This window comes from Kribbella yunnanensis (genome assembly GCF_039529655.1).
GTDB lineage: Bacteria > Actinomycetota > Actinomycetes > Propionibacteriales > Kribbellaceae > Kribbella > Kribbella yunnanensis.
On sequence record NZ_BAAANF010000033.1, the window covers coordinates 15,440 to 40,167 of the forward strand.

Annotated in this window: 21 protein-coding genes; 13 read left to right on the forward strand and 8 right to left on the reverse strand. The window is 67.3% G+C overall.

The genetic code is table 11. From position 1 onward, the window contains the following. Position 1: 1 nt before the first annotated feature. The 9 genes from ABD231_RS40210 (at position 2) to ABD231_RS40250 (ending at position 11,245) form a co-directional block, all read left to right on the forward strand. Positions 2-2,197, forward strand: a complete 2,196-nt coding sequence (locus tag ABD231_RS40210) for a terpene synthase family protein (protein ID WP_344165109.1) — start codon at positions 2-4, stop codon at positions 2,195-2,197. Beyond that, positions 2,194-3,582, forward strand: coding sequence for a family 2B encapsulin nanocompartment shell protein (locus tag ABD231_RS40215; RefSeq protein ID WP_344165111.1), 1,389 nt, complete (start codon positions 2,194-2,196; stop codon positions 3,580-3,582). Before ABD231_RS40210 ends, ABD231_RS40215 begins: the two co-directional genes overlap by 4 nt. 10 nt (positions 3,583-3,592) lie before the next feature. After that, positions 3,593-4,639 (forward strand): family 2 encapsulin nanocompartment cargo protein polyprenyl transferase, encoded by a 1,047-nt coding sequence (locus tag ABD231_RS40220; protein WP_344165113.1) that lies wholly within the window; start codon positions 3,593-3,595, stop codon positions 4,637-4,639. Between the two features lie 12 nt (positions 4,640-4,651). Beyond that, on the forward strand, positions 4,652-5,590 hold the full coding sequence (gene ispH / locus ABD231_RS40225; RefSeq protein ID WP_344165115.1) for a 4-hydroxy-3-methylbut-2-enyl diphosphate reductase: 939 nt from the start codon (positions 4,652-4,654) through the stop codon (positions 5,588-5,590). Then, entirely contained in the window at positions 5,587-6,354 is a 768-nt protein-coding gene (locus ABD231_RS40230) for a bestrophin-like domain (RefSeq protein ID WP_344165117.1), read from the forward strand. Before ispH ends, ABD231_RS40230 begins: the two co-directional genes overlap by 4 nt. Beyond that, complete coding sequence (locus ABD231_RS40235; RefSeq protein WP_344165119.1) at positions 6,347-7,606, forward strand: DUF6923 family protein; 1,260 nt, start codon at positions 6,347-6,349, stop codon at positions 7,604-7,606. The genes ABD231_RS40230 and ABD231_RS40235 overlap by 8 nt, the downstream gene beginning before the upstream one ends. Further along, positions 7,603-10,122 carry a LuxR C-terminal-related transcriptional regulator gene (locus tag ABD231_RS40240; RefSeq protein ID WP_344165121.1) on the forward strand — a complete coding sequence of 840 codons (2,520 nt, stop codon included), beginning with the start codon at positions 7,603-7,605 and terminating at the stop codon, positions 10,120-10,122. The genes ABD231_RS40235 and ABD231_RS40240 overlap by 4 nt, the downstream gene beginning before the upstream one ends. Positions 10,123-10,225: 103 nt before the next feature. Next, positions 10,226-10,417 (forward strand): antitoxin, encoded by a 192-nt coding sequence (locus tag ABD231_RS40245; RefSeq protein ID WP_344165123.1) that lies wholly within the window; start codon positions 10,226-10,228, stop codon positions 10,415-10,417. Positions 10,418-10,507: 90 nt separating this feature from the next. Beyond that, a complete protein-coding gene (locus ABD231_RS40250; protein WP_344165125.1) occupies positions 10,508-11,245 on the forward strand; it encodes an SDR family NAD(P)-dependent oxidoreductase in 738 nt (245 codons plus the stop codon). Here the strand turns inward: ABD231_RS40250 and ABD231_RS40255 are convergent. From ABD231_RS40255 to ABD231_RS40280, 6 genes are read right to left on the reverse strand one after another with little or no spacing between them, the layout of a single operon-like run. Then, positions 11,238-11,648, reverse strand: a complete 411-nt coding sequence (locus ABD231_RS40255) for a hypothetical protein (protein WP_344165127.1) — start codon at positions 11,646-11,648, stop codon at positions 11,238-11,240. The genes ABD231_RS40250 and ABD231_RS40255 overlap by 8 nt on opposite strands. 3 nt (positions 11,649-11,651) lie before the next feature. Next, a complete protein-coding gene (locus tag ABD231_RS40260) occupies positions 11,652-13,148 on the reverse strand; it encodes an FGGY-family carbohydrate kinase (protein ID WP_344165129.1) in 1,497 nt (498 codons plus the stop codon). Continuing rightward, positions 13,145-14,140 carry an ABC transporter permease gene (locus ABD231_RS40265; RefSeq protein WP_344165131.1) on the reverse strand — a complete coding sequence of 332 codons (996 nt, stop codon included), beginning with the start codon at positions 14,138-14,140 and terminating at the stop codon, positions 13,145-13,147. The genes ABD231_RS40260 and ABD231_RS40265 overlap by 4 nt, the downstream gene beginning before the upstream one ends. After that, a complete protein-coding gene (locus ABD231_RS40270) occupies positions 14,133-15,152 on the reverse strand; it encodes an ABC transporter permease (RefSeq protein ID WP_344165133.1) in 1,020 nt (339 codons plus the stop codon). The genes ABD231_RS40265 and ABD231_RS40270 overlap by 8 nt, the downstream gene beginning before the upstream one ends. Further along, entirely contained in the window at positions 15,149-16,630 is a 1,482-nt protein-coding gene (locus tag ABD231_RS40275; protein WP_344165135.1) for a sugar ABC transporter ATP-binding protein, read from the reverse strand. Before ABD231_RS40275 ends, ABD231_RS40270 begins: the two co-directional genes overlap by 4 nt. Before the next feature lie 28 nt (positions 16,631-16,658). Then, on the reverse strand, positions 16,659-17,696 hold the full coding sequence (locus ABD231_RS40280) for an autoinducer 2 ABC transporter substrate-binding protein (RefSeq protein WP_344165137.1): 1,038 nt from the start codon (positions 17,694-17,696) through the stop codon (positions 16,659-16,661). Positions 17,697-17,909: 213 nt separating this feature from the next. Here ABD231_RS40280 and ABD231_RS40285 point away from each other — a divergent pair, with 213 nt between their 5' ends. Further along, entirely contained in the window at positions 17,910-18,731 is an 822-nt protein-coding gene (locus tag ABD231_RS40285) for a DeoR/GlpR family DNA-binding transcription regulator (RefSeq protein WP_344165139.1), read from the forward strand. 910 nt (positions 18,732-19,641) lie between these two features. On the opposite strand, the gene ABD231_RS40290 is transcribed toward ABD231_RS40285, so the two are convergent. Next, positions 19,642-21,492 (reverse strand): ABC transporter ATP-binding protein, encoded by a 1,851-nt coding sequence (locus ABD231_RS40290; RefSeq protein ID WP_344165141.1) that lies wholly within the window; start codon positions 21,490-21,492, stop codon positions 19,642-19,644. A gap of 304 nt (positions 21,493-21,796) precedes the next feature. On the opposite strand from ABD231_RS40290, the gene ABD231_RS40295 reads away from it, so the two are divergent. Both ABD231_RS40295 and ABD231_RS40300 read left to right on the forward strand, forming a co-directional pair. Next, positions 21,797-22,219, forward strand: a complete 423-nt coding sequence (locus ABD231_RS40295) for a MarR family winged helix-turn-helix transcriptional regulator (protein WP_344165143.1) — start codon at positions 21,797-21,799, stop codon at positions 22,217-22,219. Positions 22,220-22,263: 44 nt separating this feature from the next. Then, entirely contained in the window at positions 22,264-22,911 is a 648-nt protein-coding gene (locus ABD231_RS40300) for a DUF1345 domain-containing protein (protein WP_344165145.1), read from the forward strand. Here the strand turns inward: ABD231_RS40300 and ABD231_RS40305 are convergent, their stop codons facing one another. After that, on the reverse strand, positions 22,912-23,892 hold the full coding sequence (locus tag ABD231_RS40305) for an alpha/beta hydrolase (protein ID WP_344165147.1): 981 nt from the start codon (positions 23,890-23,892) through the stop codon (positions 22,912-22,914). It abuts the gene before it with no gap. Positions 23,893-23,986: 94 nt separating this feature from the next. Between ABD231_RS40305 and ABD231_RS40310 the strand changes: the two genes are divergently transcribed. Beyond that, complete coding sequence (locus ABD231_RS40310; RefSeq protein WP_344165149.1) at positions 23,987-24,685, forward strand: hypothetical protein; 699 nt, start codon at positions 23,987-23,989, stop codon at positions 24,683-24,685. Positions 24,686-24,728: the final 43 nt, after the last annotated feature.

Below are 24,728 nucleotides of genomic sequence, written 5' to 3' on the forward strand. Positions count from 1 at the left end.
GATGGCTGGTCACGGGGGAACGCAGCCCTATGAGCTGCCCGACTTCTACGTGCCTTATCCCGCCAGGATCAATCCACACCTGGAGGGAGCCCGGGCGCACAGCAAGTCCTGGGCCTACGAGTTCGACATGATCGACGTACCGCAGGAAGGGCATCACGTCTGGGACGAGCACGACTTCGACTCCCACGACTATGCGCTGCTGTGTGCGTACACCCATCCGGATGCCACCGGTCCGCAGTTGGATCTGGTCACCGACTGGTACGTCTGGGTCTTCTACTTCGACGACCATTTTCTCGAGCTGTACAAGAAGACCCGGGACATCCCGGCCGCGAAGGCCTATCTCGACCGACTGCTGGTGTTCATGCCGGCTGAAGGCGAGATCACGGAGGTCCCGGAGAATCCGGTGGAGCGCGGTCTCGTCGATCTGTGGAACCGCACCATCCCGTCGATGTCGGCGGACTGGCGGCGGCGGTTCCGGCTGACCACCGAGGCTCTACTCGCCGAGTCCCTGTGGGAGCTGTCGAACATCAGCGCCGGCCGGATCGCCAACCCGATCGAGTACATCGAGATGCGCCGCAAGGTGGGTGGCGCACCCTGGTCGGCGAACCTGGTCGAGTACGTCACGGCCGAGGTACCGGAGGCGATCGCGGAGACGCGGCCGATGCATGTCCTGAGTGACACGTTCTCGGACGCCATCCACATGCGCAACGACCTCTTCTCCTACCAGCGCGAGGTCGAGGTGGAAGGTGAGGTCAACAACGCGGTGCTGGTGATGGAGACCTTCTTCGGTTGCCCGACGCAACGGGCGGCGAACCTGGTCAACGACATCCTCACCTCGCGGTTGCACCAGTTCGAGAACACGGCCGTGGTCGAGGTCCCGCAACTCCTCGCCGAGAACGGGATCGACCCGCAGGGGCAGCTCGACGTACTGAACTATGTGAAGGGTCTGCAGGACTGGCAGTCCGGTGGGCACGAGTGGCATCTGCGGTCGAGCCGCTACATGAACAAGGGCGGCAAGGCAGCGACGACAGGCCTCGGTACGTCGGCGATGCGGATCGTCTCGTCGTTGATCGCGACGGCTCCCTACCGCACGCGCAGTCACAGCTTCACGCCGTACCAGCCGGTCGGGCCGACGACCTTGCCGGACCTCTACATGCCGTTCAAGGCCAAGAGCAGCCCACACCTAGACACCGCGCGGCTCGAGGTCCTGCAGTGGGGTGCGCAGACCGGTATCACCGACGGGACGATCTGGGATGCCCGGATGCTGGCGGCGTTCGACCTCCCGCTCTGCGCCTCCGGCATCTTCCCGGATGCCTCGGCCGAGGAGCTCACACTGGCGAGCGAGTGGCTGGCCTGGGGGACGTACGCCGACGACCTTTACCCGCAGGTCTTCGGCCAGCGACGTGATCTGGCCGGCGCCAAGGCGACCACCGCACGTCTGTCGGCACTGATGCCGCTCGACCTGGTCGGCCCACCACCCGTGGGTCCGTTGGAGGTGTCGCTGGCCGATCTGTGGCAGCGGACCGCTGGGCCGATGTCCGACGAGAACCGGCGAGCCTTCCGGCAGGCGGTCGACTCGATGACCGAGAGCTGGCTGTGGGAGCTGACCAACCAGGCGCAGAACCGGATCCCCGATCCGGTCGACTACGTCGAGATGCGGCGCCGGACGTTCGGATCGGATCTGACCATGAGTCTGTGCCGGATCGGCCACGACCGCCGGATCCCGCCGGAGGTCTACCGATCGCGTCCGGTGCAGGCGATGGAGGCCGCGGCCGCCGACTACGCCTGCCTGCTGAACGATCTCTTCTCGTACCACAAGGAGACCCAGTACGACGGCGACTTCCACAACGGGGTCGCGGTCGTGCAGAACTTCCTGGCCTGCACCAAGGACGAGTCCGTTGCCGTGGTCAACGACTTGATGACGGCCCGGATGCAGCAGTTCGAACGCGTCACCGAGAACGACCTGCCCATCATGATCGCCGACTTCGGCCTCGCCGACGACGTCGGGCAAGCAGTGCTCGGGTACGCCGAGGAACTCCGCAACTGGATGTCCGGAATCCTCGTCTGGCACGAAGGCTGTCATCGCTACAAGGCTTCCGATCTACCGCATCGCACCGCCCAACCACTCCGACTAGGCATTCCAACTGGACTAGGCACCTCAGCCTTCCGACTCGCTAGAAAGGCCGGTGCAGCATGACCGTCGACCACACCGAACAAGCCCAGCTCAGCCTCGGTACGGCGGCTGCCCGCAAACTGGCGACCACCACCAAGACCGTCCCGCAGATGCAAGGCATCACCCCGCGGTGGTTGCTGAACCAGCTGCCCTGGGTGGAGACGAAGGGCGCGGCCTTCCGGGTGAACCGGCGGACCACCTTCGCGGTCGGAGACGGCCGGCTCAGCTTCTCGGTCACCGGATCGGACGTCCGGGTCATCCCGGCCGAGCTCACCGAACTGCCGCCGCTACGCGGGTTCGAGGACGAGGAAGTGCTGACCGCGCTAGCCGAGCGCTTCCACCGCGATGACGTGCAGCCCGGTGAGGTGATCGTCGAATTCGGCAGCCGCGTGGACGACGTCGTACTGATTGCGCACGGCAAGGTTTCCAAGACCGGAGTCGGCGAGTACGGCGCCGGCACCGACCTCGGGACCGTTGCCGACGGCGACCATCTCGGTGCGCAACTGCTGACCGAGCCACCGGAACACCTCTGGGAGTACACAGCCAAGGCACTGACCAGCTGTGTGGTCCTGCGGCTCAGTCGCCAGGACTTCACCGAGCTGCTCGATCGATCGGAATCGTTGCGCACCCAGCTCGACGGCTACCGCGAGCGCCCACGGCACGCGCAGAACAAGAACGGTGAAGCGGAGATCGACGTCGCGTCCGGTCACGCCGGTGAGGACGTCCTGCCCGGCACGTATGTCGACTACGACCCGGCCCCGCGGGAGTACGAGCTCAGCGTCGCGCAGACGATCCTGCGCGTGCAGACCCGGGTCGCGGATCTCTACAACGACCCGATGGACCAGACCGAGCAACAGCTGCGGCTGACCATCGAGGCGCTCCGCGAGCGGCAAGAGTGGGAGATGTTCAACAACCGCGAGTTCGGGCTGCTGCACAACGCGGACTACAACCAGTGCATCTACACCCGCACCGGTCCCCCGACACCGGACGACTTCGACGAGCTACTCACCCGGCGGCGCAAACCGCGGTTGCTGCTCGCCCATCCGAAGGCGATCGCCGCGTTCGGCCGGGAGTGCACCAAGCGGCGCATCTACCCCGAGAACACGGTGGTCAACGGCAAGACCGTGCACGCCTGGCGCGGCGTACCGCTGCTGCCGTCGAACAAGATCCCGATCTCCGACACCAACACCACGTCGGTGCTGGTACTGCGAACCGGTGCCGACGACGAGGGTGTCATCGGGCTGCACCAGACCGGCCTGCCGGACGAGTACGAACCGGGCCTGAACGTGCGGTTCCTCGGCATCAGCGACAAGGCAGTCATCTCGTACCTGGTCAGCACCTACTACTCGGTGGCTGTTCTCGTCCCGGACGCGCTGGGCGTTCTGGAAAACGTCGAGCTCGGTGGATGAGAGGGATGAGATGTCAACACTCCAAGAGGCCACCAGTCAGAGTGGTCGTTCGGCGTCCGAGGTTCTCGCGTGGAGCCGTGAGGTTGTCGACCCCGCGCTCCGGGCCGCGATAGCCACCCTGCCGCCGGCCACCCGCCGGATCGCCGACTACCACTTCGGCTGGGCCGACGAGGATGGCCGACCGGCCCACGCCGACAGCGGGAAGGCGATCCGTCCGGCCCTCGTCCTGCTCACCGCACAAGCAGTCGGCGGTACGACGGAACCCGCGCTCCCGGCCGCGGTCGCGGTCGAGCTGGTGCACAACTTCTCCTTGCTGCACGACGATGTGATGGACTGCGACACCTCGCGACGGCACCGCGCAACCGCGTGGACCGTGTTCGGACTCGGGCCGGCCATCCTCGCCGGTGACGCGTTGCTCGGCCTGGCGTTCGACGTACTGGTCGGGAGCGGTCACCCCGCTCGTGGCGAGGCCGCGAGGATCCTCGGGGCGGCGGTTCAGGAGTTGGTCGACGGGCAGTTGGCCGATGCCGAGTTCGAGACCCGGGACGACGTCGTACCGGCGGAGTGTGTGCGGATGGCGCAGCTGAAGACCGGTGCGTTGCTCGGGTGCTGCACGGCACTCGGCGCGCTGCTCGGCGGTGGCCGACCTGACCAGGTCGACCATCTCCGCCTGTACGGCGAGGATCTCGGGCTCGCATATCAGTACGTCGACGACCTGCTCGGCATCTGGGGGACGCCGTCGGTCACCGGCAAGCCCGTGTACTCCGATCTCAGCCGCCGGAAGAAGTCGCTGCCGGTGGTTGCCGCACTGGCCTCCGGTACGCCGGCCGCTCGGGAGCTCGCCGCTTTGTACGGGCAGACCCACGAGCTGTCGGCCGAGGAGCTGACGACTGCGGCGGCACTGGTCGAGACGGCCGGTGGTCGTGCGACCAGCCAGGCCCAGGCCGATGCCTTGCTGAGCGGAGCTTTGGGCTCACTGATCAGCGCCGGTGCACTCGCACCCGCGTCCGTCGAACTGGAGAGGCTGGCACGGCTCGCAACCCGTCGTGATCACTGAAGGGGGGATCCGATGACGACACGAAGAACCATCCTGCTCGCGTCACCTCGGTCGTTCTGTGCCGGGGTGGAACGGGCGGTCGACATCGTCGAACGATTACTGGCGGCCCGCTCCGGGCCGATCTATGTCCGCAAACAGATCGTCCACAACACCAGAGTCGTCGACGACCTTCGCCAACGGGGGGCAATCTTCGTCGACGAACTCGACCAGGTGCCTGAAGGCGCCACGGTGGTGTTCTCCGCGCACGGGGTCGCGCCGGTCGTCCACCAGGACGCCGCGCGGCGCGGACTCGACGTGGTCGACGCCACCTGCCCACTCGTCACCAAGGTGCACATCGAGGCTCGCCGGTACGCCGCTCGCGGGGACACCGTCGTCCTGATCGGGCACGCCGGTCACGAAGAGGTGGAGGGCACACTCGGCGAAGCACCCGAGCAGACCGTGCTGGTGGAGACCCTCGCGGATGTCGAAGCACTGCAGGTCGACGATCCGGATCGGGTCTCGTACCTGACTCAGACCACGCTGGCCGTGGACGAGACCACCGCCCTGATCGATGCCCTCCGCAACAAGTTCCCCGGCGCCCGGGGACCGGACACGGCGGACATCTGTTACGCCACCACCAACCGGCAGTCCGCGCTGACCGTGATCGCCGAACAGGCCGATCTCGTCCTCGTGGTGGGGTCGGCCAACTCGTCGAACTCGGTGCGCCTGGTCGAGTTGGCCGAGCGGAACGGCACGACGGCGTACCTGGTGGACCGGGCGGACGACGTACCGGTCTCGTGGTTCGACGGTGTTCAGGTGGTCGGGCTGACGGCGGGTGCCTCGGCACCGCCGGAGCTGGTGAACGAGGTGATCGAGCGGATCGCGTCCTGGGGTCCGGTCGAGGTGATCGAGCACGAAGTGACCCGGGAGACCGTCCGGTTCACGCTACCCCCGGCGGTGAGGCAAGTATGACTCTGTTCGTGAGCGGTTTGCTGTGGGTCGGCGGCATCATGATCGTCACCGGCGTCCTGGCCGTCGTGCTGCGCAAGGCCCGGCAGCGCGTCGGCCGGGAGGCCAACAACGAGGTCGCCGGGCAGGTCTTCACCGTGGTCGGTGGCGTCAACGTGGTGATCGCGGCGTTCGTCCTGATCTCGTTGTTCGACGGCATGGACACCGCGTCCAAGACGACGTACGACGAGGCGAACGCGCTGGTCGCGGTCAACTGGTCGGGGAACACGCTGGCCGAGCCCACTCGGTCCCGGGTCGAGGAACTGACCAAGGAGTACGCGACCCAGGTCGCCGAACGCGAGTGGCCGGCGATGCGGGACGGGCGGGACGTCGGCGCGCAGGGCTGGACGCTGCTGTCCGAGCTGCAACGCACGCTGGAGAACGCGAAGACGACCAGCCAGCGGCAGGAAGAGAGCCGGGTCCAAGCAGTCAGCCAGGTCTGGAACGTGTACCAGGCCCGGCAGGAGCGGCTGAACTCCAGCGGCAGCGGCGTCAGTTCTGTGGTCTGGTTCGCGATCATGATCGGCAGCGTGATGTCGGTGGCGCTGATGTTCATGTTCGGTGGCCCGGGGCTCTACTCCTACGCCTTCATCGTCTCGATGCTGGCCGGCGCGATCGGGTTGCTGCTGTTCGCGATCTACCAGCTGCAGAACCCGTTCAGCGGTGGAGCCGACGTCGGTCCGGAAGCGTTCCTGTCCGCACTCTCCCGCTTGGGCGACAGTGGGTGAGGCCCGTCGAGCACTCGCCTGCTCAGCGGTGGTCGCGGGCGCCGCGGCCGGTGTTGTCCTGGTCGCCGTACCGTCCGAGGCGGCGACCCCCGAGTGCTCGATCTACGACTTCCGGTCGACCGGGTTCACGTCGTTGTCCCGGATGGTCCGGGTCGACCTGCCGGCCGGAACCTCGACGGATCTCGGTCGGCTCGACTATCAGATCCAGGCCGCTGGGTACTCGACCAGGCAAGGGCTCGTCTACGGCGTGGCGACCAGGGACAAACACGGCTGGCTGCTGCGCCGGCCGCGGCTGCTGACGGTGAACAGCCGGGGAGCGGTCACCGATCTGGGCGAGGTACGGCGGGGTGTCGGGGGCCTCGCCGATCCGGTCGGTGGCGCGGTCTCCGGGACGAAGTTCTACGTGCGGGATGTACATCGGCTCTTCACGATCGACATCGATCCAGGGAGTCCGACGTACCGGAAGGTGGTGGGTGATGTGCGACTGAAACCTGTGACGCTGGGTCTGTCGGTGGACGACTTCGGGGTGTCGCCGGTGAGCGGGACCCTGTACGGCGTCTCGACGTCCGGGCACACCGCGAAGCTGGTGAGCCTGGATCCGCGGAGCGGCTCGGTGCAGACCGTCGCGTCGGTGCCGGGGATCCCTTGGCACGACTCGTACAGCTCGGTGGTGGTCGGGGCATCCGGGGTGTACGCCGTTCACACCGGGCACGGGCGGCCGAGCCGGGCGTTCCTGATCGGCTTCAATGGATCGGCGCGGGAGATCGCGTCCTGGCGGCCGGTGGCGTTCAGCGAAGCCGCGGGCTGTCTGCCGCGCGTCGCGCCACCGCCACCTCCCCCGACTCCAACGCCGACCCCTCGCCCGCCGACACCGAGGCCTACTCCTCGGCCGACGCTGACACCCACGCCGCCGGTCCCGCGGCCGACCCCGAGGCCGACGCCGACACCCGCTGTCCCGGTGCCGCCGCGGCCGACTCCGACGCCTACTCCCACTCCTACGCCGACCTTTGAGCCGCAGGTGGTTGTGCCGCCACCTTCCAGCCCGACGCCAACTCCGACACCGACACCGACGCCGCGTCCGGCGCAACCTGCGGAGGAGAAGGAGTTCGTCGCGGCTCAGCAGGCAGCTGCCCGGCCGCCGGAAGCCGATCGCGCAGTGCAGGTGATGCGACGCTGGTCGCTGGCGACCATCATCCTGATCATGTCCGCCGGTGCCGCGATGGCGGCCACGCGCAGAATGCGGCGCTCGTGACCGCGCCCTGCGTCGAGGCCCGGCGCGAGCACGAACTCGGCGTACTACATGATGCCCTGAACAAAGACTCCGGCCTGATCCTGGTGGTCGGCGAATCCGGAGTGGGCAAGACCCATCTCCTGCGCCAGGTGGCGTCCCGGCATTCGGTGCCGTGGTTCATCACCCAGTGCCTCGCCGGTACGTCGTCCCTCGCGGCCCTGCTCGAGGTTCTCGGTGTCGACCCTGCCGAACCCGATCGGCGCGGCGCGGTCCTGCGCGGACTGGCGCACCTCGGTCCGATCGTGCTCGCAGTGGAGGACCTGCAATGGGCAGACCCGGAGACCTTGCGGCTGGTGCGGTTCGTCGCTGCCCGAATACCGAAGGGTGTGCACGTGGTCGTGACGTGCCGGCCGGAGGCCATCGAGGCGGGCTTCCTCGCCGAACGGCTGACCGAGATCCGGCTCGGTCCGCTCGATGCCGGCGAGGTGCAGGCGGTGGCCGCTCATCAGCTGGGTGGACATCAACTGTCGCTGAATCTGGCCGAAGAACTGACCCGACATAGTGGCGGTCTTCCCTTTGCAGTGCTGGAGTTTCTGCGCACGATCAAACCTGGAACCTCGGTGGAGAACGAGGTACGACGAGCCCTGGTCGAGACCCCACCGCCGGTCGCGTTGCGGGCGTCGCTGGGGATCCGGATGCGCGAAGTGCCGGAGTCATGTCGACATGTCGTTCGGGCCGCGGCGGTCTTGACGACTGCGGCCCCGGAGTACCTGCTCGGCACGGTGGCCGGGTTGACCGGGCCGTCCTTGACGGCGGCGATCGACCACGCGCTGGCCACCGGGCTGCTGCACGAACGGCGGCCCGGACTCTACGATCACCGGCACACGCTCGCTCGGCGCGCGGTGCTCGCGATGCTGCCGCCAGACGAATTGCGGCGGTTGCACCGGCAGGCAGCCAGGGCGTTGATGGGGATCACGCCGGCACCCCACGCGCGGATCGCTGAGCATGCCCGGAGGGGTGGCTTGCTCGGCACCTGGCTGACCCACGCCGAGCTGGCCACTGACCACTTGATTGCTGGCGGCAACTTCATTGCCGGAGCCGACCAGCTCACCGCGATGCTGGAGGTGACCGCCCTACCGTGGACCGATCGGGCACGGCTCGCGACCAAGCTCGGACGGACTGCACTCGCCGACAACGCGCGGTGGAACGACGTGATCGCCGTACTGGGTGAGGTGCTGGCCGAGTCGGAGGTTGCCGGGATGACGCGCGGGCGGCTGCGGTTGATGCTCGGGTTGTTGTTGCATGACCGGGCTGGTGACATTCGGGCCGGACGGCGGGAGCTGTGCGCGGCTGTTCCGGAGTTGGACGGTGATCCCGGGTCGATCGCTTGGGCGTTGTCGGTGCTCGCGGTCCCGACTCGTGGTGGTGAGCCGATCGCCCAGCAGCGCGTGTGGATGCGCCAGGCCCGGTCGCTCGTGCAGGAGACGGTCGACGGGGTGACGCGGTACGCCGTACGGACGAATGAGGCTCGTTTCCGGCTTGCCACGGGTGAGCTTGATCCGGCACCTGGTGCCGAGGCGGCTGCGGCGCGTGCGTGGCTCGGTCAGCGGCAGACGTTCGCGAATGTCGGCACGGATCGGTATTCGCGAGCCGTGGTCGCGGCGGCGCAGGTGCGGGTCGCGTTCGCGGCGGCCGACTGGGCGACGCTCGAGGAGCGGTTGACGCGGGCAAGGGCTGCGGCCGAAGGTCTGCCACTGGTGCTGGCAGAGCTCGACCTGGTCGACGGCCGACATCGACTGGCGCGCGGTGATGTTGCTACAGGCAAAGAGATCCTCGAGACAGTGATCGCCCGGACTGCGCTCGGACCGTGGCCGCTACAAGCCGCGGCGGTTGCCGCGAGCCCCGAGGCCGCCTACGAGCAGTGCCTGGACATCGTTCGGCGCAAGGGGTTGTGGGCGATCTCCGGTGATCTGGTCATCCAGGTCTGTACGACGCTGATGCGGGCGAATCGGGTCGAGGATGCGACGCGGTTGGCGGATGAGTTCATCGAGGCGGTCGGGGATGTGAACGCTCCGGCGGCTGCTGCGGCGGCCGCGCTCGTCGATGCCGTCGTACGCCCGTCGGTTCCCGCCTTCGGACAGGCAGCGGCGCAGTACAGCGCTCTGGGTTGGCGATACTACGAGTGTCTGGCGCGCGAGCAGCTCGGGCATTACCTGCTGGGCAGAGGCGACGCCGAACACCTGACCGAGACGGCTCGCACGTACGACGCCCTGGGCGCGCGGGGTGATGGCGAGCGCTGCCGCGATGCGTTGCGGGCGGCTGGTTTCGCGGCTCCACGTAAGCGCGGACGACGCGGGTACAACAACAAGCTGTCCCCGCGGGAGCTCGAAGTGGCCCGGCTGGCCGCGCAAGGCCTCACCAACCGCGAGATCGCCGAACAGCTGAAGCTCTCGGTCAGCACCATCGAGGACCACATCACGAGCACCTTCCGCAAACTCGGTGTTGCCCGGCGCAACAGCCTGGGGCCGTTGCTCTGAGCATCATGTCCGGACATATGAGCGCCGGTGGGTGTGAGATCTGCGGAAACGGGTAATGGCGGGGGCGCACGATCCGAAACCATCGAAGGAACGGGGAAAGACGATGGGTATTTTCGACAAGGCCAAGGACGCTCTCGGCGAGCACGGCGACAAGGTTGACGAGGGCATCGAGAAGGCCGGCGACCTCGTCGACGAGAAGACCGGCGGCGAGCACGCGGACAAGGTCGACCAGGGCCAGGAGTTCGCCAAGGACCGCCTCGGCAGTCTGGGCGGCGACGACCAGCAGAACAGCTGAGCCACCGCCCGGTCACCGTCAGCTGATGGCGGTGACCGGGCTCGGCGACGTACCCTCCTGAACAGGGGCTGATGCAGGGGGGAACTGCTGATGAGTCGGCTGCGCCGTGCGCTGGTATGGATCTCAGGGGCTTCGGCCGGATTGGGTGCTGCGCTGGCGGCGACAGTCCCGTTCGAGGTTGTGGAATTGATCGACATCTCCCGACGTGGCGGTACGGCGGGTGCTCACCATCTGCGGGTGGATCTGGCCGACCCGGCGTCCTGGCCGGCCGTCGCCGAGGACTTCGACCGGCGCACGACCGATTTCACCGGGGACGTCGTGGTCTTCATCCACGGCGCCGCGACGCTGACCCCACTCGGATCGGCAGATCGGGTCGACAGTGCGCAGTACACCCGTAACGTTCTGCTCAACTCGGCCGCTGCTCAGGTGCTGGGTCATGCGTTTCTCACCGCGGTCGCCCGAGTGCAATGCGAGAAACACCTGATCATGGTGTCGTCCGGGGCGGCACGGCGTCCGCACGAAGGTGAGTCGAGCTATGGAGCGGGCAAGGCGGCTATCGACCAGTGGGTCCGCACAGTCGGGCCGGAGCAGGATCGGCGTACCTCCGGCTGCCGAGTGATCTCGGTTTCACCGGGCGCGGTTGACACCGAGATGCAGGCCGAGCTGCGCGCGAGCTCGGACGAGCAGGTGCCGGAAGTGCGGCGGTTCCGGCAACTCGAGGCTGACGGTCAACTGGCCAAGCCCGAGGACGTCGCCCGGATCATCTGGTCCCTGCTGGACCGCGAGCTGCCGAACGGCGCCGTACTGCACGTCCGCGACGTCACTTGACGCGAGACCGCCGACGCTTGGGGTGACAGCCCTGGATGACGGGCACGCTGGGGAGCGACTGCGGCTCGGGTGGTACGACGGGCTGATCCGCGGCGAGTACGAGGATCCCGCGCTGGTTCAGCCGGCTGTACTTCGAGTACGGATCGTCCGGATCACCGAGCAGGTCCAAGGTCAGCACGATCACCGCGGAGACGTGCTCCTCGGTCGTCGCGGCCTCCAGCAGTACGGCGAACCCGTCCGGATCGGTCAGCGCGTCATCGACGTGCACGGTCCCGAGGGTGTGTCCCTGGGCCCGCGCGGCATCGGCTAGTAGTTGCTGCTCCATACCGATCTCGAAGTGGCGCAGCGAGCATCGCCTGTGCACGTAGCCCAGAGCGAGCGGCATCGGCCTGCTGATCATCATGGTCTACTCACCCCCGTCCGGTGATTGCACCGACCGGGCCAGCCGGTGCACTTGCCGCCGTGTCGCTGGGTACAACTCGGCGTACGTGCGGAACAACGTCTCGTAGGTGGAAGCGGTCGCCGGATCCGGGCGCACGGTGTGATCGAGCTGCGCCCAATCGGTGTCCGGGGCAACCAGTCCGACACCGATCGCGGCCAGCAGCGCGTCGCCGTACGCGGCGCCGATGGTCTGTGCGGGAACTTGTTGCTCAAGGCCACTGACGTCGCTGACGATCTGCGTCCACAACCCGCCCTGCGTGCCACCGCCGACCGCCACCACGCGCGCCGGCTGACCAGCTGCGGCCTCGAACTCGGCCACGATCTGACGCACGCCGCAGGCAATGCCTTCGTACGTCGCTCGCAGCAGGTGCCCGCGTCCGTGTCGCAGGGTCAGGCCGGCGATTACGCCGCGGGCCAGCGGGTCGTAGATCGGGGTGCGCTCACCACTGAAGTACGGGAGCATCACGAGACCCTCGCTGCCGGCCGGTACGGCGGCAGCCTCGGTCACCAGCGTCTCGAACGGCACTCCCCCGGTCAGGTCCTGCAACCAGGTGGTGATGATGCCGGAGGTTGCCATCCCGGCGGCCAAGGTGTGCGAGGCCGGGTCGACACCGGAGGTGGTCCAGAGCCCGCGCACGCTGGTCGGTGCGGTGAGCACCTGGACGAAGAACATGGTCGAGCCGTACATCAGCATCAGATCGCCGGGCTTGCGGACGCCGACGCTGAACGCCTCGGCCCAGGCATCAACAGTGCCTGCCACGACCGGAGTGCCCGTGGCCAGACCGGTAGCAGCCGCGGCCGCCTCATGGACAATGCCGACCTGGTCCGCCGGCCAGACCAGTCGCGGTAGCGCCAGACCGGGCAGCACTTCCTCGACCCAGTCGGTTGCCCACTGCTGTTCTTGGATGTCGTAGAACGGGTCGCATTGACTCGCGGTGTGGTGATCGAGCACCCACTCACCGGTCAGCTGCGCGACGACGTACGTGTGTGCGCTGAACCAGCGGTCCTGTGCTCGCCAGTCGGAGTCCGCCATCCGCCGCAGCCACGCCAGCTTCGGACCGATCGCCTGGCTGGACAGGTCCTTGCCACAGCGGGCCAGGATCGCATCGGCGCCGAGCTGCTTGGTGATCTCGTCGATCTCCACGGTTGCGCGGGTGTCGACGCCGTACAGGATGGCTTTGCGGCGCGGCTTGAGGTTGTCATCGGTCTGCACGACACAAGGCCCTAGCCCGGAAACGCAGACCGCCGCAATCGACTTGTCCGGGTGCGCCGCGGTCAACTCACGCAGCACCTCGACGACATCACCCCACCAGTCCCGCTCGGCGTCCATCTCCGCCCACCCCGGCTGCGGGAACGTCGGCGCATGATCGCGTCGCGCCATCGCCACCACAACGCCATCAGTCGTGGTCAGCACACCCTTGGTGCTGCCAGTCCCGATGTCGACGCCGATGAGGTGACTCATGCGGTCACTCTCCGGGTTGGGAGAAGGGCGGACAAGGCTGTTCCCCAGGTGTTCAGCAAGACCATGGTTACTAGCAACAAGCCCTGGCAGATGTTCACTACATGCGAGCTGACGCTGAGGGATAGGAGTCCGGCGCCAAGGAGCTGCATGGCGATCGCTGCGATCACCACTCCGGCGACAGTCAGGTAACCGCCTTCCGGATCCACGCCGGCCAGTACGGCGATCACGACGGCCAGCAGCACGTAGGACGAGCCGTAGTCCGAGTTCGCGCCACCGGCTCGCGCGGAGATGATCAGACCGGCCACGCCACCGAGTGCACCGCTCATCACGTACGTCGCCAGCAGCACCCGGCCACGGCGGATACCGCTGAAGTCGGCGGCGGTCGGATTCGCGCCGACCAACCGCATCCGGAAGCCCAGTGGAGTCTTCGCGACGACGATCCCGATGATCACGGCGGCGATCAGCATCACCCAGAAGATCAGCGGTACGCCGGCCACGGTGAGCAAGGCGATGCGCGTGAACGAATCCGGCAGTCCTTTGACCACAGTCCCGCTCGACGCGACCAGTGCGAGTCCTGAGAACAACTGACCGGTCGCAAGCGTGGCCAGGATCGGCGGCACGTGCTTGAAGCCGACCAGGTATCCGTTGACCGCTCCACACGCCAGTGCAACCCCGACCGCGGCCAGCATCGCGAGACCCGGCGACTGATGGCCGTTCGTCATGATCAGTGCGGCGACGACACCGGACAGGTTCGCGATCGACACCACGGACAGGTCGATTCCGGCGGTCAACATGGTCAACGCCATGGCCAGGCTGAGGATCGCCACCTCGGGTGACGCCAACTCGACGTACTGGAGGTTTTGCCCGCTCAGGAAGACCGTGGGGTTCAGGATGCCGAACACGACGACGATCGCGACGGCGACCACCAGAAGCCGGATGAAGCTGGCTCGGGTGCCCATGGTGAGCAGCAAGCTGCGGAGGCGCTCAGGCATTGGTCACCTCCGGCGCGGGCGCATCCAGGATCGGCCGGATCCGTTGCCGACGGCTGATCGCGGTCTGCAGCAGGATGCCGCCGATCAGCAGGGCGCCGACCGCGGCCCGCTGCCAGATCGTCGGGATACCGAGCGGGACAAGCGACGCGGTCACGAGAGAGATCAGCAGTACGCCGAGCACCGCGCCACGGACGGTGCCTCGACCACCGGTGATCGCGACACCGCCGAGCACCACCGCGGCGAGGGTGTCGAGCTCGCGACCCATGAACGTGGTCGGGTCGGCACGTCCGCTCAACGTGATCGAGATGATCCCGGCGAGCCCGGCGACCGCACCGGCGATCGCGAACACCAGCACGCGGGTTCGCGGTACTGAGATCGCTGCCCTGGAGGCTGCCTCGGCATCGCCGCCGACTGCGAAGATACTGCGGCCGGCGATCGTGAAGCGCAGGAACGCCCAGACCAGCACGCAGACCACGAGTACGACCAGGATCAGCACGTTGAGGCTGGTGGTCCCCCGGACTGCCCCCTTCACGGTGATCAGGTGCGTCGTACCGAGTGTTTGCAACGGTTGCGGCAGGGTCGAGATCACCTCACCGCCGACGAACGCGAACATCGCCCCGAGGTAGATCGAGCTGGTCGCCAACGTCGCGATCAGCACCGACGTCCGGGCCACGATCACCACGGCCGCGTTGATCAGGCCGAGGCCGAGGCCGATCGCCGTACTGATCGCGAAGACGGCCAGCGCACCGAAAGCGCCGTCACCTTGCGGGCCGTACTTGACCGTGGCGTAGGCGGAAAGGATGCCGACGGCAAGGAACGAGACGTCGATCCCGCCGGAGACCACGACCAGCATCACGCCAACCGCGAACAGCATGCCGACCATCGAGGCGGTGAGCACGTTGAAGAGCGTCTGCAGTCCGAAGAAGTCCGGGAACTTCAGGCTGACTCCGAGGACCAGGAGCGCCATCAACCCGACCAGGAGCAGCTCCTGGTTCGCCATCACTCGCCTCACGCGGTCACCGCCGCGACCACGGTGTCTTCGCGGAGTTGATCACCGCTGAGCTCACGGACGATCCGGCCGCTGCGCACGACGAGCACGCGGTGGCACATCGAGATCAACTCGGGGACGTCGTCACTGATGATCAGAACGCCAAGACCCTGCAGGGACTGGGCATTCAGTACGCCGAGGATGTCGAACTTGCTGCCGACGTCGACACCGACGGTCGGGCCGTTGAGGATCAGCACCTTCGGTTCGCCGACCAGCCACTTGCCGAGCAGCACGCGCTGCGCGTTTCCGCCGGACAGTGAGCGGACCGGATCGGTCAGCTTGCCGAGCTTGATCCGGAGGTCGCGGACCACGCGTGCCTTCCGCCGCTCGATCGCTTCGGACTTCAGGAAGCCACGCCGGGCCGGCAGGTGGGTCGCGACGATGTTGTCGCCGATCGGCTGATCGAGAAACAGGCCTTGGGTCAGCCGGTCCTCGGGGACATAGCCGATGCCTGCGGCAACCGCATCGGCGAGCGCGTTGATCGGGGTCGCCTTGCCGAGCACCTCGATCGTCCCGGTCTGGGCGGGCTTCACGCCACAGATCGCCTCGGCGATCTCGGTCCGCCCGGAACCGAGCAGCCCCGCCAGGCCGACGATCTCGCCCTGACCGATCTCGAGATCCACATCCGCGAACAGCGGCTCCCGGCCGAGCCCGGTCACCTTGAGCGCCGGGGCGCGACCCTTGTTGCGGGGTGCGACCCGGTCGAAGCTCTGACTGCCACGGCCGGTCATCGTCTCGGCCAACGATGCGTGGGTGAACTCGTCCGGCCGACCACTCGTCACGACCGCGCCATTCCGCAGTACCGTCAGGCGCTCGGCGATCGAGAAGATCTCCTGCATCTTGTGCGAGATGAACGCCAGCGCGACCCCGGCCTCCTTCAGCCGGCCGACCGCCGCGAACAGCGCGTCGACCTCCTTCCAGGTGAGGGCGGTCGTCGGTTCGTCCATCGCGATGAACTTCGCCTCGTGCGCGAGCGCCCGCGCGATCGCGGTCAACTGCCGCTCGGCCACGGTCAGCTCGCCGACCGGGATGTCCAGCTCGATCTCCACCCCGAGCCGTACGACGGCCCGCTCCGCCAGAGTGCGGGCCGCCGTACGGGAATAGAGACGCCGGCCGCCGGCCACCGAGCCGGGGAGGGCGATGTTCTCGGCCGCGGTCAGGTTCGGCATCAGGCTGAAGTCCTGGTAGATGACCTCGATCCCGGCCGACAGGGACTGCCGCGGCGTGAGGTGGTCGTACGTCGTCCCGTCGACGATCACGTGGCCGGACGTCGGGCGGTAGGCGCCACTGATCACCTTGAGCAGGGTGGACTTGCCGCACCCGTTCTCACCGGCGATGCAGTGCACCTCGCCGGGGCGGAACGCGACGCTGACGTCCGTCAGTGCCCTGACGCCTCCGAAGCGCTTGGAGACGCCGACCGCCTCGACGATAGGTGCTGACATCTGTGCCCGTTCAGAAGTCGTGGATGCTTCAGAAGTCGTAGTTGCCGACGTCCGCCTTGGTCAGCTTCAGCTGGGCGTCACCGAGGAACACCTTGGGGTTCTGCGGCGAGACTTTGAGCTTTTCATACCCCTTCACCCCCAGGTTCGTTCCTTCGGCGAGCGGCTTGCCGTCGACGATCAGCTTGGCGGCGCTCAGCATCGCCTCGCCGGCGAGCTGCGGGTCCCACAGGTAGATCGCGTCGATCGAGCCGTCGTTGACGAACGCCTTGGTCTGCGACGGGACGCCGGTGCCGAACACGCAGGTGTCGTTCTGCAGTCCGGCCTCCTTGATCGCGCGGGCGATGCCGGGGACATCCTCCGACGACCCGCCCTGGAAGCCGGTCAGTTTGGGGTGCGCCTGGAGCAGCTCCTTGGCCTTGCGGTACGCCTGATCACCGTTGTTGTTCGACTCGACCGGCGTACTCACCCGCTTCATGCCGGGGAACTTCTGCTGCTGCAGCTCGTACCCCGCGGTCGCCCAGGCCATGTGCGTCGCGGCGGTCAGCGTGCCGACGAACTGGACGTACTCGCCGCTGCCCTTCATACAGGCAGCCAGGTCGCCCATGATCGTCTGCCCGTACGTCGCGTTGTCGAACGCCTCGATATCCGCGTCGACATCGGTCAGCGCCGGCGCCTCGTGGGTGACCACCTTGATACCGGCCGCCCGGGCCTGCTTGATCACCGGGATCACCGAACCGGGATCCGACGGCACGATCGCCAGCGCGGCCGGCTTCTGCGCGATCAGGCCCTGGATCAGGCTGACCTGCTGCTCGGGGCTGTTCGTCGACGGTCCGGTCTGGGTCGCGGTCACCTTGGCGGTGGTCGCGAACTGCTTGACGCCCTGGTTCATCCGATCGAACCACGCAATGCCGGTCAGCTTGACCACATTGATGTAGGCGCCGCCCGCACTGGATGAGGAGGAGGGGTTTCCGGCGGGCGGCGCCGTCTTGCCCTGATCCACCGTCCCGCACCCGACCAGCATTGCAATCAGTACTGCGCCGGGCACTAGCAGTGACGGCTTCTTCATGCAAAACTCCTCTGGCGGTCGGCAAACCAGCGTTTGTCTTGTCATGCACGTTTCCGCACGACCACTGCACGAATTCGTGCAGTGCGCCTCACTCTGGCGGCTGGTTCCGGTCTATGTCAATGGTGAGTGACGACCCGATTTCGGGCAGTCAGCACCTTACCGGGCCGGTGACCGATGGTTTACAGTCGTGCACTACCCGGAGGGAGGCGACGGATGCGGTTACGACTCAACACCCGCCAGCGGGCGATCCTCCGCGAGGTCGAGGGCCGCGAGTACGTCGAGGTCAAGGACCTCGCCCACCGCCTCGACGTCGACGTCTCGACGATCCGCCGCGACCTGCAAGGCCTCGTCCGCGACGACCTGGTCGAACGCCTGCACGGCGGCGTCCGGCGCCGTACCGTCGACAGCCCACCGGTCGCCTTCGCCACCACCCCCGACAGCGGCGTCGACGCCATCGCGCACACCGCCCGCCGGATGGTCCGCAACGGCGACCGGATCGCCCTCGGCGCCGGCGTCTGCATCGACCGCCTGGTCAGCACCCTCCTCGACGTCGAAGACCTCACCGTCGTCACCACCGACCTCCAGTCGGCCGAACGCCTCAGCCGCCAACCCAACATCCGCGTCGTCATCGCCGGCGGCGAACTCCGCGACGCCCCCGGCTCCACCGTCGTCTCCGGCGCCGCCACCGCCGAGTTCCTCGCCACCCAGCAAGCCGACTGGGTCTTCCTCGAAGTAGACGGCATCCACCCCTTCGCCGGCATCACCACCTCCCACGCCTGGCACGTCTCCACCGCCAGAGCGTTGTTGTCGGCCGGCGACCGCCGAGTAGGCCTGGCCCGCTCCCAAGCCTTCGGCGCCCGCTGCGTCGGCTTCATCGCCGAAGCCTCCGAACTGGACCTGGTCATCACCGACGACCGCCTCACCGACGCCGAACTCCCCGCCTTCGCCGGCCGCATAGTCCGAGCCTCCCTGGACCCCACCGACGACTGGCGCACCGAACAACCCCCCACCTACCACCCACCCCGCCGCCTCTAACACCTTGCCCGGAGCATTTTCGGCGCCACGACCCGAAAATATTCCGACCAGCGCAACCAGCAGTTGTGATGGCCCGGCGGTCCACGCAACCTCGCCGTACGTCCCGCCCCACACCGGCCCCAGTCGCGTCGCACACCGGCTTCGCTCGCGCCGCACACCGGCTTCGGTCGCGAGACACGGTGGCTTCAGTCGCGGGCGCACGGTGAATTCAGTCGCCGCCCACGACACGGATCCACCGACTGTCGGAAGAGTGTCGCCGGAAACCCCTTACCAGCAACACGGTCCTCCCACTCAACCCGCAACTTCTCACATTCGCACACCGGCTTCGGTCGCGAGACACGGTGGCTTCAGTCGCGGGTGCACGGTGGCTTCGGTCGCGGGGGTGATGTGACAGCGGGGCCGGGGTGGTGGAGCTTGTTTGTGGCTAGTGGTTGGTCGGAACATTTTCGGCGCCACGACCCCTGGGGTCCCGAAGAGGTTCCGACTAGCGCGGCATCAGGCACCTCAGCCATCGCCCCTCAGGCCTCGGCGACGTGAAGGGCGGGCGCCTGGCTCGCCATCCGGCTCAGCCATCTGCTTGGCGCGCCCTCTTGTTTTGTCGGCCGTCTTTTGACGGTCGAGTCGCGTACGGCGGCCGGGGGCGCAAGCGACTCGGCCGGGGGGCGTTCGCTGTGGCTGAGCAGGGCTGCGGCCGACTAAAAGAAGGGGTGGCTGGGCAGTGCGGTGGCTGAGGGGGATGGCGAGGCCGGCTACCGGGGAGCCACGTTGTCTGGGGCTGACGGGCTTGGGTTGCCGTTCAGAAAGCGCACCTGGCAACTCACCTCACCTCACCTCACCTCCCCTCAGCCTCACCTGGGCTGGATGCTTGGGGCGGTAATTTTTTCTCATATAGCACCCCAAAGTTACCGATTCAGGCGGCTGTGGCTGGGGTGGCGAATTGGGTGGCGTGGAGTTCGGCGTAGAGGCCGTTGGCGGCTAGTAGGTCGGTGTGGGTGCCGTGTTCGCGGATTTGGCCGTTGTCGAGGACGAGGATCTGGTCGGCGTTGCGGATGGTGGAGAGGCGGTGGGCGATGACCAGGGAGGTTCGGCCGGTTAGGGCGTTGGCCAGGGCGGCTTGTACGGCGGCTTCGGACTCGGAGTCGAGGTGAGCTGTTGCTTCGTCGAGGATGACGATTGAGGGGGACTTGAGGAGCAGGCGGGCGATGGCTAGGCGCTGGCGTTCGCCGCCGGATAGGCGGTAGCCGCGGTCGCCTACGACCGTGTCCAGGCCGTCCGGCAGGGCGTCGATCATGGGGGCGATCTGGGCGGCCGTCAGCGCTTCGTGGAGCTCGGCTTCGGTTGCTTCAGGGCGGGCCAACAGCAGGTTGGAGCGGATGGTGTCGTGGTACATGTGCGAGTCCTGGGTGACCACGCCGATCACGTCGTGGAGTGAGCCTTGGGACACTTCGCGGACATCGTGACCGCCGACCAGGATCGCGCCGCCGGTGACGTCGTACATGCGGGAGACGAGCGAAGCGAGGGTGGTTTTGCCAGCTCCGGATGGGCCGACGACGGCGACCATTTCGCCGGGGCGGACCGAGAAGCTGACGCCCTTGAGGACCTCTTCGCCGGTCTCGGCCGACAGGGTTGCCACCGACTCGAGTGAGGCGAGGGAGACCTCGGCCGCGGACGGGTAGTGGAAATGGACCTGGTCGAAGTCGATCGACGGTTCGACGTCGGGCGGGAGTTCTTTCGCGTCCTTGCGGTCGGCAACCATCGGCGGGAGGTCGAGCACCTCGAGCACTCGCTCGAAGCTGACCAGCGTGGTCATGATGTCGACCTGGACGTTGGACAGTGCGGTCAGCGGACCGTAGAGCCTCGCCAGATAGGCGGTCAGCGCAACGACTGTGCCGATCCCGAGTGCGCCCTGTACGGCGAAGACGCCGCCGACGCCGTACACGAGCGCCACGGCGAGCGCTGCGACGAGAGTGAGCGAGACGCGGAAGATACCGGCGTACATGGAGGTTGTCACACCGATGTCGCGAACGCGCGCGGCCTTGTCGGCGAAGTCCTTGGACGACTCCTGGCTGCGGCCGAAGATCTTGGCCAGCATGGCGCCGGCGACGTTGAAGCGTTCGGTCATGGTCTGCGCCATGGTCGCGTTCAGCCGGTAGGTCTCGGCTGTTGCCTCGCGCAACCGACCGGCCATCAACCGGGCCGGGAGGATGAAGAGCGGCAGCAGGACCAGCGCGAGCAGAGTGATCTGCCACGACATCACGAACATCGCGGCAAGCACCAGGGTGACGCTGAGGACGTTGCTGACGACGTTCGACAAGGTGGACGTGAAGGCTTGTTGGGCGCCGAGGACGTCACCGTTGAGGCGCTGGATCAGCGCACCGGTTTGGGTGCGACTGAAGAAGGCGATCGGCATCTGCTGCACATGATCGAAGACGGAGGTGCGCAGGTCGTAGACAAGCCCCTCGCCGATCCGCGCGGAGAACCAGCGCTGGGCCAGCGTGACAGCACCGCTGACGATCGCCAGCAGAGCAACGACGAGCGCGAGCCAGATGACGAGAGCGGTGTTCTTGGGGACGATGCCGCGGTCGATGATCGCGCGGTACAGCAACGGAGTCGCCGCGCCGGCGCTGGCGTCGATCGCGACGAGCAGGAGGAAGGCGGCCAGGTAGCCGCGATAGGGAACGGCGAATCCGGCGATGCGGCGCAGGGTGCCCGCGGACAGTTTGTGGTGCCGGACGGAGGAGTCCTTCAGCAGTGAGCGCATCGCTCGCCCACCACCGCCTCCCGCCCCCGGCATTCCGGAGATCTGTGACATCGAGGCCTTTCGGTTCAGGATCAGATATACTGAGGTTACCTCACTATGAGGCAAACTCACAAGATTGCTCCCCGTTAGGGCTTGTCGCTTGGTTCCGCGCCGTAGCGAGCATGTGCTCGGTGCGGCGCATCGGTGTGCTGGAGGGGAGGCCTCGATGCTTTTCCATCGTGGCCTTTCCTCCAGTGCGGCGAGGTGCCGTGCCGAGTGCAGCGCAGTAGGCGGGGAACCAAGCGACAAGGCCTAAGCTCCTCCCGTGACCGCGTCCGACGACACCGCCGAACAGATCGCCGCCCGGCTCGACGGCATCGTGCGCAGGCAGCGGCGTGCCGCGAAGGCTGATGTCGAAGGCCTGACCCACGGCCGTTTCCGCGTCCTGCGCACCCTCGACCAGGCCGACCGGCCGCTGCGGCTGAGCGAACTCGCCACCCAACTCGGCATCGTTCCGCGCTCGGCCACCTCAGTCGTCGACGACCTCGAGGCCGGCGGTCTGCTCGCCCGCCAGCCCGACCCGCACGACCGCCGCGCCACCCTGGTCGCGCTCACCCCGGCCGGCGCCGACCTGCTCGCCACCGTCCGCCGCAATCGCCGCGACGCGATGGTCACCCTGCTCGACCGCCTCACCCCGGACGAACAGTCCACCCTGCTGGGCCTCCTGAACCGCCTCGCCGACGACTGACAGATTCCCCCAGATCCGGTACGGCGATCGCTAGCATCCGAACCGTGTTGAGGTGGTGGGACGGGATCACGCGGGGGCTACTCGCGGCGGCAGGCGTCGTACTGCTGCCGGTGCTGTGGGTCCCGCACTTCCTCGACGCCATGACCATCCCGGCCTTGCTGATATGGGATGTTCTGGCGCTCGCCTTCCTGAGCCGGCAACTGTGGATCATGCGGTGCGGCCGAGCGGCGCCCGATACCGAGGAGTCACCGGCCTGGTTGTTGTCGGCGCGGTGGATACAGTTGCGATTCGGGGCGCTGCTCGTGGCCAGTGCGGCCGGACTGTCGAGCGGGTTGCTGATCGTGCAGGTGAACCCGGATGACGCGGGCCTCTACTGGGACCTGTGGATCATCCGCTCGCTAGCCGCGATAACCGTCATACTGGCTTGGCTGATCCTGCATCTCGGCTATGCGATGCACTACGCAAGCATCTACTTCGCAACCGGTCATGGCGTCCGGTTCCCGGGGACCGGTACGCCGAACTTCCTCGACTTCGCGTATTTCGCGTTCACGATCGGGGCGACGTTCGCGACCTCCGATGCCGAGATCACCAGCAGGCGGCTTCGGCATGCGGTGATCTGGCATTCGGTGCTGTCGTTCTTCTACAACGCCGCCGTCCTCGGGATCGCGATCGGCGCGTTCACCGGCAAGTAGCTACTGCCGCAGGTGGTTGATGATGCCGTCGATGTCTTCGATCATGCGGTCGTGGCGGATGAAGTGGCCGCCGCCGTCTTCGTGGTGGGTGTACGGGATGCCGGCCTGATCGAGGGCAGCCCGGAACTCCCGATGCCCGGCCAGGACCTGGGTTTCGTTGATGTAGTCACCCGGGTCGGAGCTGGGCGAAGTGCCGGCGACGAGGAAGATGCGCTTGCCTCGGTAGCGTTCGAGGTTCTGCATCGGGTTGTCGGCGGTGACCCGGGCCTCGTCCCAGGGGACGCCGTAGATCGTCCCGCCGTTGAGTTCGACGGCGGCCGACGACGCGTTCGCCCATTGCGCGACGAGGCCGCCGTCGCGCCGGATGCTGGCCGGGCCGGAATGCGAGCTCACCGAGGCGAAGTGGCCGAAGTACTTGGCTGTGTACTTCAGGGCGCCGAAGCCGCCCATCGAGAAGCCGGACACGGCGCGCCCGGCGAACTCGGCGTACGTGCGGAAGTTGGCGTCGATCCACGGGATCAGCTGATTGAGGTGGAAGCTCTCGTAGTTGCGCGGGCCGACATTGGTGGTGACCGGGTTCGAGTACCAGCCGGCCTTTCCTCCGTCCGGCATCACGATGATGATCGGCTTCCCCGCCGTCCACGCCCGGATACCCTCGCGATCGAAGGTGATGAAGTCCTGCAGACCGCCGTGCAGCAGGTAGAGAACGGGGTACCGGCGACCGCCGCTTTCGTGATAGCCATCGGGCAGCAGCACGTTCACTGCGGGCTGCCAGCCGATCTCAGCGGTCTGGAAGCGGTAGTACCACATCCGCGGATCCGCCTGGTTGCTGTCGACGATGTGCAGGCCGAAACCGTCATCGGCAGCGCTGGCCGCGGCAGAGGTGGCCAGAATGGTTCCAGCGCCGAGGCCTGCCGCGACCGTCAGGCCGCCGGCGGCCTTCAGCACGGTTCTCCGGGTGGGGCGGTGCTCACTCACCATGATCTCCTGGGGAGAGAAGGGACAGTCACCGTAAGTCACGGTGACTATCTAAGTTAGTACCATAACTTAGGGGTCAGCAGATTCGAGGAGGGTCGTGACAGGGACTTCGCCCCGGCGCAAGACCGGTGGCCGGCAGGCGCAGATCGGGCTCGCGGACATCGAGCGCGAAGGACTGCGCCTCGGCCTCGCGAACCTCACCGTGAACGGCGTCGCCGGCGCGCTCGGCGTCACCCCGGCCGCGCTCTACCGCCACGTCGACGGCAAGTTCGGCCTGGAATCGGTGGTCGGAGAGGCGATGCTCGCCGACCTGCGCGTCGTCGATGACCCGTCCGACGAACTGAACGCTCACCTGCTGTCGTTCGCCCAACAGCTCCGCACGTTCATCATCGACCGGCCCGGACTCGCGGCGTACCTGCAGACTCTGTTCCCCCGCGGCGCCTCCGGTTTGCGCCTGCAGCGCGAGGCGGTCGAGGCGCTCGGACGACGCGGGTACGGCGCTGCGGGAGCCGTCATGTTGTCGGGAACGGTCGCGTCCCTCGCCATCAACCTGACCGCCGCCGAGGAGCGCCACCGGCCGTACCACGACGGGCCTCATCAACGGGAGCTCGAGAAGGTCTACGCCCTGCTCGCGACCGACGAGGTCCTCGCGCCCGTTCACGCGGAACTGCCGGCCATTTCCAGCGGCGACTACTTCCTGATGGTGATGACCGCCTGCATCCGCGGCCTCACCACCGCGGCCCCACCCAACCGGCCGGTGACCGAGATCCTCACCGATCTCGGCCTGACCGATTGAGCAGTTCGCTCAATCGACGGCGTCCGCGACGAGGGCGGTGGTT

What these genes read in the sequence shown, in the direction of transcription:
- ABD231_RS40210 (WP_344165109.1), top strand. Translation starts at nt 2, where the DNA reads ATGGCTGGTCACGGGGGAACGCAGCCCTATGAGCTGCCCGACTTCTAC.
- ABD231_RS40215 (WP_344165111.1), top strand. Translation starts at nt 2,194, where the DNA reads ATGACCGTCGACCACACCGAACAAGCCCAGCTCAGCCTCGGTACGGCG.
- ABD231_RS40220 (WP_344165113.1), top strand. Translation starts at nt 3,593, where the DNA reads ATGTCAACACTCCAAGAGGCCACCAGTCAGAGTGGTCGTTCGGCGTCC.
- ispH (WP_344165115.1), top strand. Translation starts at nt 4,652, where the DNA reads ATGACGACACGAAGAACCATCCTGCTCGCGTCACCTCGGTCGTTCTGT.
- ABD231_RS40230 (WP_344165117.1), top strand. Translation starts at nt 5,587, where the DNA reads ATGACTCTGTTCGTGAGCGGTTTGCTGTGGGTCGGCGGCATCATGATC.
- ABD231_RS40245 (WP_344165123.1), top strand. Translation starts at nt 10,226, where the DNA reads ATGGGTATTTTCGACAAGGCCAAGGACGCTCTCGGCGAGCACGGCGAC.
- ABD231_RS40250 (WP_344165125.1), top strand. Translation starts at nt 10,508, where the DNA reads ATGAGTCGGCTGCGCCGTGCGCTGGTATGGATCTCAGGGGCTTCGGCC.
- ABD231_RS40255 (WP_344165127.1), bottom strand. Translation starts at nt 11,648, where the DNA reads ATGATGATCAGCAGGCCGATGCCGCTCGCTCTGGGCTACGTGCACAGG.
- ABD231_RS40260 (WP_344165129.1), bottom strand. Translation starts at nt 13,148, where the DNA reads ATGAGTCACCTCATCGGCGTCGACATCGGGACTGGCAGCACCAAGGGT.
- ABD231_RS40265 (WP_344165131.1), bottom strand. Translation starts at nt 14,140, where the DNA reads ATGCCTGAGCGCCTCCGCAGCTTGCTGCTCACCATGGGCACCCGAGCC.
- ABD231_RS40275 (WP_344165135.1), bottom strand. Translation starts at nt 16,630, where the DNA reads ATGTCAGCACCTATCGTCGAGGCGGTCGGCGTCTCCAAGCGCTTCGGA.
- ABD231_RS40280 (WP_344165137.1), bottom strand. Translation starts at nt 17,696, where the DNA reads ATGAAGAAGCCGTCACTGCTAGTGCCCGGCGCAGTACTGATTGCAATG.
- ABD231_RS40285 (WP_344165139.1), top strand. Translation starts at nt 17,910, where the DNA reads ATGCGGTTACGACTCAACACCCGCCAGCGGGCGATCCTCCGCGAGGTC.
- ABD231_RS40290 (WP_344165141.1), bottom strand. Translation starts at nt 21,492, where the DNA reads ATGCGCTCACTGCTGAAGGACTCCTCCGTCCGGCACCACAAACTGTCC.
- ABD231_RS40305 (WP_344165147.1), bottom strand. Translation starts at nt 23,892, where the DNA reads ATGGTGAGTGAGCACCGCCCCACCCGGAGAACCGTGCTGAAGGCCGCC.